Source organism: Polaribacter sp. (assembly GCF_049276715.1).
Classification (GTDB): Bacteria; Bacteroidota; Bacteroidia; order Flavobacteriales; family Flavobacteriaceae; genus Polaribacter.
On sequence record NZ_JBASWY010000022.1, the window covers coordinates 85,005 to 101,174 of the forward strand.

At 29.6% G+C, this 16,170-nt stretch carries 13 protein-coding genes; 6 read left to right on the forward strand and 7 right to left on the reverse strand.

The window, feature by feature from the left end:
- Window position 1 precedes the first annotated feature (1 nt).
- Window positions 2-721, forward strand: coding sequence for a 3'-5' exonuclease (locus WAO74_RS05930; protein WP_422160361.1), 720 nt, complete (start codon window positions 2-4; stop codon window positions 719-721).
- Here WAO74_RS05930 and WAO74_RS05935 read toward each other — a convergent pair.
- On the reverse strand, window positions 718-2,586 hold the full coding sequence (locus tag WAO74_RS05935; protein WP_422160363.1) for an ABC-F family ATP-binding cassette domain-containing protein: 1,869 nt from the start codon (window positions 2,584-2,586) through the stop codon (window positions 718-720). The two genes, WAO74_RS05930 and WAO74_RS05935, sit on opposite strands and share 4 nt — an antisense overlap.
- 286 nt (window positions 2,587-2,872) lie before the next feature.
- Here WAO74_RS05935 and WAO74_RS05940 point away from each other — a divergent pair, with 286 nt between their 5' ends.
- The 4 genes from WAO74_RS05940 to WAO74_RS05955 are packed head-to-tail and all read left to right on the forward strand — an operon-like array spanning window position 2,873 to window position 6,867.
- Window positions 2,873-3,889 (forward strand): sugar phosphate nucleotidyltransferase, encoded by a 1,017-nt coding sequence (locus WAO74_RS05940; protein ID WP_422160364.1) that lies wholly within the window; start codon window positions 2,873-2,875, stop codon window positions 3,887-3,889.
- The gene (locus tag WAO74_RS05945; RefSeq protein ID WP_422160366.1) at window positions 3,890-4,870 is read left to right on the forward strand and encodes a tetratricopeptide repeat protein; all 981 of its coding nucleotides are present in this window, start codon (window positions 3,890-3,892) and stop codon (window positions 4,868-4,870) included.
- Between the two features lie 3 nt (window positions 4,871-4,873).
- A complete protein-coding gene (locus WAO74_RS05950) occupies window positions 4,874-5,644 on the forward strand; it encodes a DUF4292 domain-containing protein (RefSeq protein WP_422160368.1) in 771 nt (256 codons plus the stop codon).
- Window positions 5,644-6,867 (forward strand): murein hydrolase activator EnvC family protein, encoded by a 1,224-nt coding sequence (locus tag WAO74_RS05955; RefSeq protein ID WP_422160369.1) that lies wholly within the window; start codon window positions 5,644-5,646, stop codon window positions 6,865-6,867. Before WAO74_RS05950 ends, WAO74_RS05955 begins: the two co-directional genes overlap by 1 nt.
- 32 nt (window positions 6,868-6,899) lie before the next feature.
- On the opposite strand, the gene WAO74_RS05960 is transcribed toward WAO74_RS05955, so the two are convergent.
- Genes WAO74_RS05960 through WAO74_RS05970 form a run of 3 tightly spaced genes read right to left on the reverse strand, consistent with a single transcriptional unit; the run spans window position 6,900 to window position 8,867 of the window.
- Window positions 6,900-7,406, reverse strand: coding sequence for a mechanosensitive ion channel family protein (locus WAO74_RS05960; RefSeq protein WP_422160371.1), 507 nt, complete (start codon window positions 7,404-7,406; stop codon window positions 6,900-6,902).
- A 6-nt stretch (window positions 7,407-7,412) separates the two neighbouring features.
- Window positions 7,413-7,925, reverse strand: coding sequence for an acyl-CoA thioesterase (locus WAO74_RS05965; protein ID WP_422160373.1), 513 nt, complete (start codon window positions 7,923-7,925; stop codon window positions 7,413-7,415).
- A 42-nt stretch (window positions 7,926-7,967) separates the two neighbouring features.
- On the reverse strand, window positions 7,968-8,867 hold the full coding sequence (locus tag WAO74_RS05970) for a hypothetical protein (protein WP_422160375.1): 900 nt from the start codon (window positions 8,865-8,867) through the stop codon (window positions 7,968-7,970).
- A gap of 93 nt (window positions 8,868-8,960) precedes the next feature.
- Here WAO74_RS05970 and dprA point away from each other — a divergent pair, with 93 nt between their 5' ends.
- The gene (dprA, locus tag WAO74_RS05975) at window positions 8,961-10,064 is read left to right on the forward strand and encodes a DNA-processing protein DprA (protein ID WP_422160377.1); all 1,104 of its coding nucleotides are present in this window, start codon (window positions 8,961-8,963) and stop codon (window positions 10,062-10,064) included.
- Window positions 10,065-10,091: 27 nt separating this feature from the next.
- Here the strand turns inward: dprA and WAO74_RS05980 are convergent, their stop codons facing one another.
- From WAO74_RS05980 to WAO74_RS05990, 3 genes are all read right to left on the reverse strand, one after another.
- On the reverse strand, window positions 10,092-10,589 hold the full coding sequence (locus WAO74_RS05980; RefSeq protein WP_422160379.1) for a hypothetical protein: 498 nt from the start codon (window positions 10,587-10,589) through the stop codon (window positions 10,092-10,094).
- Between the two features lie 87 nt (window positions 10,590-10,676).
- Complete coding sequence (locus WAO74_RS05985) at window positions 10,677-11,789, reverse strand: efflux RND transporter periplasmic adaptor subunit (RefSeq protein WP_422160380.1); 1,113 nt, start codon at window positions 11,787-11,789, stop codon at window positions 10,677-10,679.
- Between the two features lie 2 nt (window positions 11,790-11,791).
- Window positions 11,792-16,111 (reverse strand): CusA/CzcA family heavy metal efflux RND transporter, encoded by a 4,320-nt coding sequence (locus WAO74_RS05990; RefSeq protein WP_422160382.1) that lies wholly within the window; start codon window positions 16,109-16,111, stop codon window positions 11,792-11,794.
- Between the last annotated feature and the right edge of the window lie 59 nt (window positions 16,112-16,170).

Consider the following 16,170-nt stretch of genomic DNA (forward strand, 5'->3'; position numbering starts at 1 on the left):
TATGAATCTAACCTATAAATTAAATGATATCCTTTTTTTAGATATCGAAACAGTGCCACAGGCAGAAAGCTGGGCAAAACTATCAAAAACAGCTCAAGAACTTTTTGATAAAAAAACAAAATATCAACGAAAGGAGGAATTTACTGCAGAAGAATTTTATGCTAAAGCAGGAATTTGGGCAGAATTTGGTAAAATAATCTGTATCTCTGTTGGTTATTTTATAGAAGTAGAAAGTAAAAAACAATTGAGAATTACTTCTTTTTTTGGTGATGATGAGCACAAAATTCTAACCGATTTTAAAGTTCTATTAGATAAACATTTTGCTAAAAAAACAAATGTTTTATGCGCACATAATGGAAAGGAATTCGATTTTCCTTTTATAGCAAGAAGAATGATTGTACACCAAATAGAATTACCTAAAAAACTAAATTTATTTGGTAAAAAACCATGGGAAGTGCCACATATAGATACTTTAGAATTATGGAAATTTGGCGATTTTAAACACTATACTTCATTGAAGTTATTAACTTCAATTCTTGGCATTCCATCTCCAAAAGACGATATTGATGGGAGTGAAGTTGCAGCAGTTTATTACAAAGAAAAAAACATGCAAAGAATTGTAACCTATTGCGAAAAAGACACCATAGCTGTTGCACAAATATTATTGCGTTTTAATAATGAAGATTTATTAGATAATAAGAATATTATCAGCGTTAATTAATCTTCTAACTTCATAGAAAGTTCGAACCATCGTTCTTCTTTTTTATCAATAGTGCTAATAATTTCTTGCAATTCTTCAGATTTTTTTGCAATATCTTCTGTTGCAATTTCGACATTTAAAAACTGATTTTCTATGACCAATTTTCTCTTTTGAAGCCTTTCAATTTCGGCTTCTAAAGCACCAAATTCTCTTTTTTCATTAAAACTTAAAGAGCTTTTGTTTTCTTTTTTTTCTATTGAAACCACCTTTTCTGCAACTTTAACTTCTTCTTCAATTTCAGATTCTGGAGAACTATCGTAAGCTCTAAAATCTGAGTAATTTCCCGGAAAATTTTCTACAACACCTTCTCCTCTAAAAACGAAAAGAGCATCGACTATTTTATCCATAAAATATCGATCATGAGAAACAACCAATAAGTTTCCTGGATAATCTAATAAGAAGTTTTCCAAAACATTTAGAGTTACAACATCTAAATCGTTGGTAGGTTCATCTAAAATTAAAAAATTCGGATTTTGAATTAAAACTGCACACAAATACAAACGTTTTTGTTCTCCTCCAGAAAGTTTTTCAACAAAATCGTATTGTTTCTTTTTATCGAATAAAAAACGTTCTAAAAGTTGCGAAGCCGATATTTTTCTTCCCTTTGTTAGAGGGATAAATTCACCAAACTCTTTAATAACTTCAATTACTTTTTGTCCTTCTTTTACTTGAATTCCAGACTGGGTGTAATAACCAAATTTAACAGTTTCTCCAACAACAACTTTACCAGCATCAACTTCACTTTTTTGGGTAATAATGTTTAAGAAAGACGATTTTCCAGTTCCGTTTTTACCAATAATTCCAATACGTTCTCCACGTTTAAAAACATAATCAAAACCATCTAAAATAACTTTGTCATCATAAGACTTGTACAATTTATGAAGCTCTAAAACCTTACTTCCTAAACGCTCCATATTAATTTCTAACTGAACTTTATGATCGTTTCTGCGTTGATGCGCTTTTTCCTTTATTTGATAAAAATCGTCTATTCTAGATTTCGATTTTGTAGTTCGTGCCTTAGGTTGCTTGCGCATCCAATCCAATTCTTTTTTAAACAAGTTTTTTGCTTTGTCTGTGGTAACTTGCTCCAACTGAATTCGTTCTTCCTTTTTTTCTAAATAGTAAGAATAATTACCCTTGTATTTGTAAATATTACCTTCATCTAGCTCTAAAATTTCGTCACAAACGCGTTCTAAAAAGTAACGATCGTGTGTAACCATAAAAAGTGTTATTTTTTCTTTGGCGAAAAAATCTTCTAACCACTCAATCATCTCTAAATCTAGATGATTTGTTGGCTCATCTAAAATTAATAAGTCTGGTTTGCTAATTAAAACAATGGCAAGAGATAAACGTTTTTTCTGTCCACCAGAAAGCGCACCAACTTTCAGTGATAAATCTTCTAGTTTTAATTTTGATAATATTTGCGTGTATTGTGTTTCAAAATCCCAAGCATTGTATTGATCCATTTGATCAAATGCAGCTTGATAGGCAGTTGCATCATCTAGATTTTTTAAGGCTTTTTCGTAGGCATTTATAATCGATAAAATTTTATTATCCGTAGCAAAAATGGTTTCTTCAATCGTTAAATCAGAATTTAAAATATCATTTTGAGCCAAATATGCAATAGAAATGTCTTTTCTGCTTACAACTTGTCCTTCATCTGCACTATCTAAACCAGCAATAATGTTTAAAATGGAAGTTTTACCTGAGCCATTTTTTGCAACAAAAGCTATTTTTTGGTCTTTATTAATCCCAAAAGAAATGTCTTTAAATAAAACTTTTTCTCCATAAGATTTTGATATATTTTCAACTGAAAGGTAGTTCACAAGATTAATTTTAATTTTTGCAAAGAAACGAAAAATCCAAGGGTTTATTTAGGTTTAAATAGTATTTAAAATAAAATGATTTATTGTGCGTAAAGGCAATTTCGAAAAGAATAATTAACTTATATTATTAAAGTTTTTTGATGATTAAAAACATAGATTTCACTCTTTATTTTTAATTTCGATTTCTATGGCTGTATCAACTCTAATAAGACTTTTTTAAGTAAAAACTATCTTTAAAATTTCTGAAAATAGTGCTATCTTGCAGGCATAATATAAAAAAAAGTAAATGAAAATTATTGTGCCTATGGCTGGTATTGGGTCTCGTTTAAGACCTCACACACTAACAGTTCCAAAACCACTAACAGTTATAGCAGGTAAACCAATTGTGCAACGTTTGGTAGAAGATATTGCCTCTGTAATAAACGAAAAAATTGATGAAATAGCTTTTGTAATTGGTACAACTGCAAAGGGCTTTCCAAGCGATACAGAAGAAAAATTATTAAAAATAGCGAGAGAATTAGGGGCGAAAGGCTCTGTTTACATTCAGGAGGAAGCTTTAGGAACTGCACATGCAATTTATTGTGCTAAAGAATCTTTAAGCGGACCTTGTGTAGTTGCATATGCAGACACTTTGTTTAAAGCAGATTTTACCTTAGATGTAAATGCAGATGGTGCAATTTGGGTTAGTAAAGTAGACAACCCAAGTGCTTTTGGAGTTGTAAAATTACAAGATGGTATTATTACAGAGTTTATAGAAAAGCCAAAAGATTTTGTATCTGATTTAGCAATTATAGGTATTTACTATTTTAAAAGTGGCGAAAAATTATTGGAAGAAATTCAATATTTAATAGATAATGATTTAAAAGAAAACAACGAATATCAATTAACAAATGTCTTGGAATCTTTAAAGTTACAGGGTGCTAAATTTATTCCAGGAACCGTAAATGCTTGGATGGATTGTGGTAAAAAAGACCCAACTGTAGATACCAATAAACAAACGTTGAGTTTCGAGTACATGGCTGGTAATAATTTGGTTTCAGACTGTGTTGTTCTTCAAAATTCAGAAATTATTCAACCTTGTTTTGTTGGTAAAAATGTGGTTTTAAGAGATTCTAAAATAGGACCTTATGTTTCTATAGGTGCAAATAGTTTGGTAAATAATTCTACAATTGTAAATTCTCTAATACAGTCTGATGTAGAAATTTCGAATGCAAACTTAGATAATGCTATGATTGGAAATCATGCAAAATATGATGGAGAATTTACATCTATAAGCATTGGAGATTATACAGAATTAATATAAATGATTTTAAGAATTAAGAATAGAGAAAATAGAATAGAGAGGCAGTTTAGATTTATAAAATTGGCTCTTTTCTATTTGTTCTTTTTTCTCTTTTCTGGTTTTTCTTTTTCACAAGATAGTATTCCAGAAAAAAAGGATTTAACCGAAGAAAAAGAGTTAAAATTTCAAGAGTATTTTTTTCAGTCACTTTCGCAAAAATCAATTGGTAATTATCAAAAAGCCATTGAAAATTTAGAAAATTGCAATCAAATTGTAGAAAATGATGTAGCCGTTTTTTTTGAGTTTTCTAAAAATTATTTATGGCTGAACAAAACACTTTTAGCAAAAGAATATATAATTAGAGCATTAGAAAAAGATGCTAAAAATATTTGGATGCTAAAACACTTGGTAGAAATTTATGAAAAAGATAAAAATTTTGAAGAAGCTATAGAAATTCAGCAAAAAATTATTGGTATCAATCCTAAAGAAAGAGAATTTTTGGTTAAACTTTACATGTATAACAAACAATTCGAAGAAGCTATTTCTTTAATGAATGTTTTAGAAAGTGAAGATGTTTTATCATCAAATTTAGAGAGATTAAGGGCTAGCTTACTTAAAAAAGATGTAGAGGAAACTCAAGTAGAAGAGTTAACAGATATTACTTCTTTAATTGATGATTTTGATAAAGAGAAAACGTATAAAACTTTAGAACAGATTCTTAAAGCTTTTGAAGATAAACCTGATGAATTGTTAAAATATAGTGAGGAAGGGATTTTACTTTTTCCTGCACAACCTTATGTGTATTTAATGAACGCAAAAGCATTAAATTATCAGAAAAATTATAAAACTGCGTTAACTATTTTACAAAATGGTATTGATTTTGTAATAGATGATGAAATGGAAGCCGATTTTTACGAAGAAATGGCGAATGCATACAAAGGTTTGGGAAATGCTAAAGAAGAAAATAATTACTTGCAAAAAGTAAAAAAATTGAAGAGTTAAAAGATGAAGTTCTTAAAATATTCACTCCTTTTTACAATACTATTTACATCTTGTAAATCAACAAAAAACGTGATGGATACAAATGCGATAGCCAAAGAGATCTCTGCAAAAAAAGTAGCAAAAAAACATATAGCAGCTAATTTTGATAAGAAAACAATAGATGCAAAATTAAAGGTAAACTTTAATAATGGTAAAACAAACCAAAGTTTATCTGTGCAAATGAAAATAAAAAAAGATGAGGTTATTTGGTTAAAAGGAACCAAGTTAATTACTATTTTTAAAGCTGAAATTACACCAACTTCTGTAAGATATTACTCGTCTTTATTTAAAAATTATTTTGAAGGAGATTTCTCGATGATCAAAGAATTATTAGGCGTAGAAATTAATTTTAATCAGTTACAAAACCTATTTCTTGGACAAGCATTATTGGATGTAAGTCAAGAAAAACAGATTGTGGAAATTACAAATAATAGCTATGTGTTAACACCAGAAAAACAGGCTGCTTTGTATGATATTTTTTTTACCATAAACCCTTCGCATTTTAAATTAGAGGAGCAAGCCATTGTAAATGTTGAAAAAAATTTAAGATTGGATGTAAAATATCCTTCTTATAATTTAATTAACAAAGTAGTTTTTCCATCAGAAATTAACATCATAGCTAAAAATACAAAATCGTTAACTGCTATAGATTTGGAATATAAATCAGTTGAATTTGACACAAATGTAGAAATGTCTTTCGATATTCCAAATGGTTATAAACGTTTAGAATTTTAATGAAAAATAAGAGCTTCTTTATTGTTTTTTTTACCTTATTTATGTTAAGTGTTTCTGCTTTTTCGCAAACAAAAAAGCAGTTAGAAGAACAACGCCTAAAATACAAATCTGAAATTCAAAAACTAAATTCTTTAATTTCTAGTGAGAAAAAAAAGGAAAAAAATGCTTTAGATGATTTGTCAGATATCAATCTTAAAATTGATATGAGAAATCAGCTAATTACTACTATTAAAGCTGAAGCTAAAATTTTATCGATAGAAATTAAGGCAAAAGAAAAAAAGTTGAAAAGGCTAAATAACAATCTTAAAGATTTAAAGGAAGATTATGCTAGTATGATTTTTAAATCTTACAAAAGTAAATCTCAGCAAAGTAGAACTATGTTTTTGTTGTCTTCTCAGAATTTTTATCAAGCATATAAACGCTTGGAATATATGAAGCAATATCGTTCTTTTAGAAAAAAACAAGGAGAAGAAATTGAAGTTCAGGCCAGTATTGTAAAGAGTTTTAAAGATTCTTTGGTATCCCAAAAGAAAGTGAAAGAAACATTATTAGTTACGGAAAATAACCAAAAAAAAGAAATAGAACTCGATAAAAAAAAGCAAGAAGAACTAATTACAATTATTAAAAGAAAAGAGAGTAAATACAGAAAAGACTTACAAAATAGTATTAAACAAGAAAAAATTATTGCAGATAAAATTGATAAATTAATAAGAGAAGCAATTGCGAAAGCCAACAAAGAGGTTAAAAATCAACCTGTGTCTGCTTCAAAAGATGAATTTATTTTAAGTCCAGAAGCCAAAGCGTTGGCTGCAAAATTTGAGTTAAACAAAGCTAAGTTACCTTGGCCAGTTAAAGAAAGTATTATTACTAGAAAGTTTGGAGTTCAACCACATCCAACCATTGGAGGAATTACAATTAATAGTACAGGTTTGCATTTTGCAACAAGAGAAAATTCTTATGCAGAAAGTATTTTTGATGGGATTGTTTTAGGAATTCAGTTAACAGCAGAAGGAAGAAAAAATGTACTTATACAACATGGGAATTACATTTCTACCTATAAAAATTTAGAAACTTCTCTAGTTAAAAAAGGCGATAAAGTAAATACAGGTGAAAGAATAGGAAAAATTTTTACGAATAAAGTTACAGGTAAAACTACTTTAATTTTCGTGCTTTTTAAAAATACAACTCGTTTAAATCCTTCTGAATGGATTTTAAAATTATAAAGTTTAAATCAACTTTGTAAGAACTCTTTTTTTTATTCTTCAGCAGGATAATATTTAATATTTTTCTGAAGTATTACAGAATTAGGTATAGTAACTAATTCTTTTTCAGGTGTTTTTAATGTAATAAAAAAAGCACCAATGTCTTTAATTTCTCCTGTTACGTTGTTGTCTTTTTCTAAAATTGTAATGCTATCACCAATTTTAACAGGGTAATTTACAAACAAAATGAGACTTGCAGTTACATTAGACAAAATAGACCATTGCGCAAAAAAAGCAATCCCTAAAATGGTTAATAAAGAAGAAATATAAACGACCAATTGTTTTTCATCTACGCCCCAAATAAAGGCGATGATTACAATTACTAACATGTAAATTAAAATGGTTGTTATTTTTGTGGTCATTAAAATTCGAGCTTTCTGAAAGCCGAATCTTACTTGAATTTTACGCAGAGATTTTGTAATAAATAATCGAATAAAAAAAGCTAAAACTAAAACAGCTATCGATTCTATAATTTTATGATGATTTAAATATTCTAACATAATTTTTTAAGATTTAAAAAGGGCTTTTAGTTCTGTAGCTTCGCTTGGTTTTAATTTTCCTGCTAAAACTAAACTTAATTGCTTGCGTCTTAAAGCACCTTCAAAACGTTCTGTTTCTAATTCGGTTTCTGGCACAATTTGCGGAATTTGAACGGGTTTGCCAGTTTCATCTACAGCTACAAACGTATAAATGCCTTCATTTACCTTAGTTCTCTGTCCAGATTGTCTGTCTTCAATCCAAACATCAACATAAATTTCCATGGATGATTTAAAAGCTCTAGAAACCTTAGCTTCTACAGTTACTACACTTCCAACTGGTACAGATTTATTAAAAGCAACATGATTTACAGAAGCTGTTACCACAATTCTTCTTGAATGACGTCTTGCAGCAATACTGCATGCTCTGTCCATTCTTGCTAATAATTCTCCACCAAAAAGATTGTCTAAGTAATTAGTTTCACCAGGTAAAACTAAATCTGTAAGTATGGTTAAAGATTCTTTAGGTGTTTTTGCTTCCATGTAAAAATTTTTGCAAAGATACTAATAGCACCTCTATAAACCTTACTTTTTCACCAATAACCAAGCGTCTTTAGATACTGTATTTTGTATTTTATAAAGGTTATTTATGGCTTCGTTTCTATCGGAAAAACTACTATAAGCAACTTCGGTTAAACCCCATTTGTTAACGCCAAGAATACTAGCATTGTAACCCAGTTCTTTAAGTTGATCTACTTTTTTGTGAGCATTTTCTGGAAATTGAAAAGCGCCAGCAACCACATGAAAAGGTTTTGGAATTTCTTTCACCACATTTAATTCTATAGTTGGTAAAGGATTCGAAATTACAAAAGTAGCAGATTGTATTTTTTTCTCTAATGCTTTTTCTTGTTTGGCTAAACTTTCTTTTTGCTCATTTTGTTGATAAATAGTAGTGCCAACAAAACCTAAAGTTAACAAAATCGCAGCTGTTGCAGCATATTTTATAAATGATGGAATGCTATTTTTCTCTTCTTTTTCCGGAATTAAAGTAACTACCTTCTCTTTTTTACGCTCAACCAAAGAGTTATTCACAGCAGATAATCCAAAAGATTCTGGAAGATAATTGGCTTTTTTATTAGGTTCAAAAATAATTTGACCTTTATCATTTAACGATAAAATGCCCAAAGAAGCAATTTGTAAAGGTGCTTTTTCAATTTCAATTTTCCACTCAATTACGCTTTTTACAATAGCTTTTGAAGCTTGTTCGAAAGAAATATTTTCTGATGATGCTATATAATTTGCCAACAAACCATCGTTAATATTTAAATGACTATTAAAAGTTATTTGTTTTGATGGTGGATAAAAAGTGTTTGTAGAATTGTCTATTCTTGTAGAAATTCTGTTGGTTACAAAACCACCAAAATTTGGTACTATTACACAATCGTATCTGTACAATAAATCGCTAATGTAGTTGGCTAAAATCATAGAAACAAATATAAAATTTTAGATTAGAAATTAAAAAAATGATTGTGTTTTTTATCAACAAAATGTATATATTGAAAATCAAACTATTACCAAATGGAGGAAGAAAAGTTGTTGGCTATTTTAAGATTGCAAAAAAGTAAAGCTATAGGAGATATTTTAGCTAAAAAACTGATTGCAAACGTTGGAAACGTGGAACAGATTTTTAAGGAAAAATCATCTATCTTAGAAAAAATAAACGGTATTGGAAATCATGTTCTAAAACATTTATTTGATAAAGAAAATATAATACTTGCAGAAAATGAGTTGGCTTACATTAAAAAAAATAATATTGCATACTCTTATTTTTTAGAAGAGGATTACCCAGAAAACCTTCAAAATTGTATAGATAGTCCTATTCTTTTTTTTAAAGATGGGAATATCAATTTTAAGAATAATAAAATTATTTCTATTGTAGGTACTCGAAATATGAGTTCTTATGGCAGAGATTTCACCAATAATTTAATAGAAGAATTAGCACAACACAAACCAATAATTGTAAGTGGTTTTGCCTATGGAGTAGATATTTGTGCTCACAAGGCTGCTATTAAAAACAATTTACAAACAATAGCTGTTTTGGCTCATGGTTTTGAGCAAATTTATCCTAAAGTTCATAAAAAATACATCAATCAAGTAAATGAAAATGGTGGATTTATAACCGAATTTTGGAGCGAAGAACAACCATTAAGAGAAAATTTTTTAAAGCGAAATAGAATTGTTGCGGGTATTTCTAAGGCAACCATAATTATAGAATCTGCAGATAAAGGAGGCTCTTTGGTAACAGCAGATATTGCCAATTCTTATGATAGAGATGTGTTTGCCCTGCCTGGAAGATCTACAGATATTTATAGCAAAGGTTGTAATAATCTAATAAAAAATAATAAAGCTACATTGCTTACTTCTACTTTAGACATTGTAGAAATGTTAAATTGGGATTTAAAAGAAAAACCTAAAAAGCCAATTCAAAAAGAACTTTTTATATCTTTAAATTCAGACGAGCAGAAAATATACGATTACCTTCAGAAGAATGGCAAAGAATTGTTAGATATTATTGCCATAGAATGCAATATTCCTCTATATCAATTATCTTCAATTTTATTACAGATGGAACTAAAAGGAATAACAAAACCTTTACCAGGAAAAATGTTTGAGATTCTTTAATTTAAATTAAAAAAACCTAAAAAGCTATTAAAACCTCCATCCAACATTTAAGCCAACTCTTGGTACAATTACAGGAGAATTTGAGCCAAATAAATTACGACCAAGTCCTGCATAAGCATCTATAACTAAACCACCTTTTGCAATATATTTTGTACCTATAGCAACACCTAAAGCACCATCAGTATATTTAACATCGTAAATACCAGAATCTTTAACAGATTCTGTTTTTCCAGAATTGATGCCAAAAAAACCTTCTCCAAACAAGTTCCATTGTTCATTAGTAGTAAAATAATGACGATAATATGGAGTAATCATCACATTCTCATTATATCTAAAAGATGCATCTTGTTTCGCTAAATTAAAAAGTGCAGAAATACCAATAGACGAATTTTCTGTTAAATAATTCTCGTAAGAAAGTTCGATACTTTTAATAACTAAGGCATCTGCAATATCTAATTTTATTTCTTTTTGAGAATAGCTAATAGAAGTTATTAAAAGGCCAAAGGCTAAAAGTGCTTTTTTCATATTTTTTAAATTGATTTTTTCTTATCCTAAATGTAAATACAAACATACATAATCTGACGTTCTTTTACTCTTATAAATTAAAAAAAATTATAGCATAAAACCACCTTTAAGTAGTATTTTTTTATCCTTAAAATCATCAAAATTGATGATTTGTGAATAATTTTCATCCTTTTTACCAATTGAAATCAATACTTTTTCAAAGGTTGTTTCTTCGTTTTTTTGCTCTTTAACAACTAAAATATAAGATTGATTTTCTTCAGAAATAATTGCTGAATTTGGCAAAGCAATTTCCTTTTTGCTGTCATAATTAATTTTTGCTTCAACAAACATTCCTGTCATAAAATGTTGACTTTCATCTTCAATATGTCCATGAACTTTTACAGTTCTGTCATTTGTAACTGTTGTTCCAACCAAATGTACAGCTGCATCAAAATAATTTTCAGATGATTCTGGAATTTTAAACAGTATTTTTTGATCTTTTCTTACATTCAAAATGTCTTTTTCAAAAACATTTAGCTCTAAATGAATGTGTTTTGTATTCACAATTTCCATCATTTTACTGGCAGAAGAAACAAAAGATCCATTGCTTACCCAAACTTCAGTAACATAACCATCAATTGGCGCATATAAATTGATGCTAGTTGTTAAAATCCCTTTTTCAATTTCAGATGGATTGATTTGCATCATTTGTAATTTTTTACGTAATCCGTTATAAATTGCCAAGTTACTTTTGTAATCACTTTCTGCTTTTAGATAGTTTTTTTCTGATGAAATTTTTTCATCAAAGAGTGTTTTTTGTCGCTCAAATTCATTTTTAAGATAGTTTAATTGCGCAGCAATTTCTAAATAATTTTGCTGGATTTCAACAAAATCAGTGTTGGTTAAACTTGCTACAAACTGTCCTTTTTTTACATAATCGCCAATTAAAAGAGGAATTTTAGTTACATAACCACCTACAAATGTGTTTACAATGGCTCTGTTTTCTGGTGGAACATCAATCATTCCATTTGCAGTTACATAAGATATAAATTCGTGTTCACTAAAGGACCCTAATTCCATTTTTTCGTTTTCAAATTGTTGTTTGTTGATAACAATTTGATTGCTGATTTCTTTATTTTCAGCAGTTGTATCTGTTTTAGTTTCTTGTTTTCCACAAGCAAAAAATGCAAGAGAAAGCAAGAAAATTGTTACTTTTTTCATGGTTAAAATGTATTTAAAATAAGATGATTAATGTTGATAACTGTTTGGTTGTAAGTGTTTAAATTGTCTAGATAAGACAACTCAATATCTTTAGCTGTTTCCAAACTTTGGATGTATTGAAAAAAATCTATTTCTCCCTCAGAAAAAGTTCGATTGGCAGTTTTTATAATTTCTTCTTTCAAATTTTTCCCTTGAGATTCATAATAATTAATGGCTTCTTCATGCTGTTGTAGGGTTGCCAAAAGTGAATTGTAACTGCTTTGTAACTTCACTTTATAATCTTGTTGTTGCTCAATAATGGTATTTTTGGCAATTTTAGAAGCCATTATTTTGGAGGCATTCCCAGAGAAAAATAACGGAATTTTTAATCCAATTTGATATCCTCTTAAAGAAGTATTTAATTGACTGTTAGTTCCTTGAAAATATTCTAAACTAATATCTGGTAATAAATTTTGTTGCTCTTTTTTATACAACGCATTTTGAAATTTATTGGCATTTTCAAAATACTGCAATCCTAAATTCTCATTGATTGTTAATTGTTGCAATGGCACTTTATACAAATCTTCATCAACAGTAATTAAGCTATCAATTTGAACCACACTTTTTAGATTTTCAGTAGCTAAAATGACCTCTTGCAAAGCCTGTTTGTAAAGTGTTTCTAATTGTTTTTGTTTTGATTTTGCAGTAATCATTTCTAAATAATTGGTCTCACCCAATTCAAACCTTCTTTCAGATTTTTTTGCAAAATCTTGATACAAACTGTCTAAAAAACGATATGTTTCTGCTTTATTTTTGGCGTAATTTAACTGATAAAAATTTGCATAAACTTCTTTTTCAAGTTGCTGAACAGCCATATTATAATTGGTTTGCTCAATACTAAATCGTGCTTTTTTTACTTTTTTATCAGCAAAATAAAACGTTGGAAATTTAAAATCTTGGGCAACACCAAATACTCTAATAGGTAAGTTATTAACAGCGATATTATTTTCATCAAAACTGTAATAAATAGAAGTTTTATCAAATTCAAAAGCACTCGAAACTAAGGCTTCGCTTTCATTCACTTTTGATAGCGCCGCTTTTAAACTGGCATTATTTTTTTTGGCTAAAGAAAGTGTTTCATCAATCGTTAATTTTGATTGTGCATTTGATTGTAAAATGGCAAAGAAACCAATGAGTAACAAAAGAAGGTTTTTATTGATTTTTAGTTCTTTTTTTTCTTCAAACCAAGCGTATAAAACTGGTAAAACGATTAATGTTAAAATAGTTGCAGAAATTAAACCACCCACAACTACTGTTGCTAAAGGACGTTGTACTTCAGCACCAGCATTTGTGGAAACTGCCATGGGTAAAAAACCTAAAGCTGCTGCTGCTGCTGTTAATAAAACAGGTCGTAAACGTTCTTTAGTACCTCTTTTAATGCGTTCTTCTATGTTAGTCATTCCTTCTTCTTTTAGTTCTTTAAAGTGCTCAATTAATACAATTCCGTTTAAAACTGCGATTCCAAATAGTGCTATAAAACCAACACCTGCAGAAATACTAAAAGGTAAATCGCGCAACCAAAGTAAAACTATCCCACCAACAGCAGATAGTGGAATTGCAGTATAGACTAAAAATGCTTCTTTTACAGAGCCAAAAGCAAAATACAAGAGTAAAAATATTAATGTTAGTGCTATTGGCACAGCAATCATTAAACGAGCTTTGGCACTTTGTAAATTTTCAAATTGTCCTCCATAAGTTACGTTATAACCAACAGGTAATTTTAAGTTGGTATCAATAATTTTTCGAATGTCATCTACAACCGATTGCAAATCGCGATCTCGAACATTAATTCCGACAACAATTCTTCGTTTGGTATCATCTCTAGAAATTTTTGCAGGTCCTGTAGTGTATTGAATACTAGCTAATTCGCTTAAAGGAACCTTATTTCCATTAGGAGCATCAACATACAAATTTTGTAAGCTTTCTAAATTTTTTCGATGATTTTCATCAAAGCGAATTACTAAATCAAATCGTTTTTCACCTTCAAAAACATTCCCTACAACACTGCCTGCAAATCCCATTGTAATTAGTTGATTGATGTCTGAAATGTTCAATCCATAACGTGCAATTTTACTTCGGTTATAGTTCACACTCATTTGAGGCAAACCTTCCACTTTTTCAACAATAATGTCTGATGCACCTTCTACATTTTTAATTAGGTTTTTAATTTCATCTGCTTTTTTTGCTAGTATTGATAAATCTTCACCAAAAACTTTCACAGCAACATCTGCTCTTACACCCGTAATTAACTCATTAAAACGCATTTCAATAGGTTGTGTAAATTCTATTTCCATCCTAGGAATTACTGATAACGCTTCTTTAAATTTGTTGGCTAATTCGTCTTTACTATCAGCACTTACCCATTCTTTTTTAGGTTTTAATTTGATGATGACATCACTTTCTTCCATTGACATAGGATCTGTTGGAACTTCTGCAGCCCCAATTCTACTTACTACTTGATCTACTTCTGGGAAGTTTTTTAATAGGATTTGTTCAATTTTAGTAGTAATTTCTATTGTTTTTCCTAAAGATGTTCCTGTTTTTAATACTGGCTGAATTACAAAATCTCCTTCATCTAAAGTTGGCACAAATTCGCCACCCATTCTGCTAAACAACCAAACACTTGATAATAACATGAAAGCTGCCAAACCAACTACTATTTTTTTGTTTTGTAAAGCCCAATGAATGGAGGGTTTGTAAAACGAATTTAACATTCTCATCAATCGAACTGAAATATTTTTGTCACTTGGTTTTTGAGGTTTTAAAAACAGCGCAGAAGCCACAGGAACGTAGGTAACACAAAAAATCATAGCACCAATCAAAGCAAAACTAAAGGTCAATGCCATTGGTCTAAACATTTTTCCTTCAACACCACTTAAAGATAAAATAGGAATAAAAACGATTAAGATGATTAATTGTCCAAAAATGGCAGAATTCATCATTTTTGAAGCACTTTTTAGTGTAATTGCATCAATTTCAACTTGTTTTTCTTCTTTGGATAAGATGCCCAATTTTTCGCTTTCTCTCATAATTCGAAAGGCAATAAACTCGACAATAATTACAGCTCCATCAATAATAATTCCGAAATCAATCGCTCCTAAACTCATCAAATTTGCATCTACGCCAAAAATGGACATCAATGAAATAGCAAATAATAAACTTAAAGGAATTACAGAGGCAACAACCAAACCAGAGCGCAAATTTCCTAGTAATAAAACCACTACAAAAATCACAATCAACGATCCTAAAATTAGGTTTTCAGAAACTGTAAATGTCGTTTTTGCAATTAATTCGCTACGTTCTAAAAATCCGTTGATAAAAACGCCTTCTGGCAATGAACCTTGAATTTCCTCAACACGAATTTTTACAGCATCAATAATTTCTTTTGAATTGCCATCTTTTAACATCATTATTTGTCCCAACACTTTTTCGCCTTCACCATTTCCGGTAATTGCTCCAAAACGTGTAGCACTTCCAAAACCTATTTTAGCAACATCTTTTACATAAATAGGAATGACATTATTTTTTACAACAATATTACCAACATCTTCTAAACTTTTCACCAAACCTTCACCTCTAATAAAGTAGGTTTCATTGGTTTTTTCTATATAACCCCCACCTGCAACACTGTTGTTTTTTTCGAGTGCATCATAAATTTCTGATACAGAAACTTTCATCGCAGTTAGTTTTTCTGGATTGATGGCAACTTCATATTGTTTTAAATTTCCACCCCAAGTATTTACTTCTACAACTCCAGGTATTCCTGAAAGTTGACGCTTTACAATCCAATCTTGAAGCGTACGTAAATCAGTAGTTGAATACCGATCTTTATAACCCGGTTTTACATCTAAAATATATTGATATATTTCGCCCAAACCAGTAGTAATGGGTCCCATTTCTGGAGATCCAAATCCTTGTGGAATTTTCTCAGAAGCAGATTTAATTTTTTCAGCAATTAATTGTCTTGGTAAATATGTGCCAATTTCATCCGTAAAAACTATGGTTACAACAGATAATCCAAATTTTGAAACCGAGCGAATTTCTTCAACTCCAGGCAAATTTGCCATTTCTATTTCAACAGGATAGGTAATAAATTGTTCTACATCTTGTGTAGATAGATTGCGAGAAGTTGTAATAACTTGCACTTGATTATTTGTAATATCTGGCACTGCACCAATTGGAATTTTGGTTAACGAAAAAATTCCGAAGCCAATGACAAAAGCAATAAAAAGGAAGATAATCAGCTTATTTTTTAAGCTGAATTTGATAATTTTTTCTAACATAATTTATAATAAATAATAGATATATGAAATAACCTGATGCATTTTACAGGTTCACTTTT

What these genes read in the sequence shown, in the direction of transcription:
- WAO74_RS05930 (WP_422160361.1), top strand. Translation starts at nt 2, where the DNA reads ATGAATCTAACCTATAAATTAAATGATATCCTTTTTTTAGATATCGAA.
- WAO74_RS05940 (WP_422160364.1), top strand. Translation starts at nt 2,873, where the DNA reads ATGAAAATTATTGTGCCTATGGCTGGTATTGGGTCTCGTTTAAGACCT.
- WAO74_RS05945 (WP_422160366.1), top strand. Translation starts at nt 3,890, where the DNA reads ATGATTTTAAGAATTAAGAATAGAGAAAATAGAATAGAGAGGCAGTTT.
- WAO74_RS05950 (WP_422160368.1), top strand. Translation starts at nt 4,874, where the DNA reads ATGAAGTTCTTAAAATATTCACTCCTTTTTACAATACTATTTACATCT.
- WAO74_RS05955 (WP_422160369.1), top strand. Translation starts at nt 5,644, where the DNA reads ATGAAAAATAAGAGCTTCTTTATTGTTTTTTTTACCTTATTTATGTTA.
- WAO74_RS05960 (WP_422160371.1), bottom strand. Translation starts at nt 7,406, where the DNA reads ATGTTAGAATATTTAAATCATCATAAAATTATAGAATCGATAGCTGTT.
- WAO74_RS05965 (WP_422160373.1), bottom strand. Translation starts at nt 7,925, where the DNA reads ATGGAAGCAAAAACACCTAAAGAATCTTTAACCATACTTACAGATTTA.
- WAO74_RS05970 (WP_422160375.1), bottom strand. Translation starts at nt 8,867, where the DNA reads ATGATTTTAGCCAACTACATTAGCGATTTATTGTACAGATACGATTGT.
- dprA (WP_422160377.1), top strand. Translation starts at nt 8,961, where the DNA reads ATGGAGGAAGAAAAGTTGTTGGCTATTTTAAGATTGCAAAAAAGTAAA.
- WAO74_RS05980 (WP_422160379.1), bottom strand. Translation starts at nt 10,589, where the DNA reads ATGAAAAAAGCACTTTTAGCCTTTGGCCTTTTAATAACTTCTATTAGC.
- WAO74_RS05985 (WP_422160380.1), bottom strand. Translation starts at nt 11,789, where the DNA reads ATGAAAAAAGTAACAATTTTCTTGCTTTCTCTTGCATTTTTTGCTTGT.
- WAO74_RS05990 (WP_422160382.1), bottom strand. Translation starts at nt 16,111, where the DNA reads ATGTTAGAAAAAATTATCAAATTCAGCTTAAAAAATAAGCTGATTATC.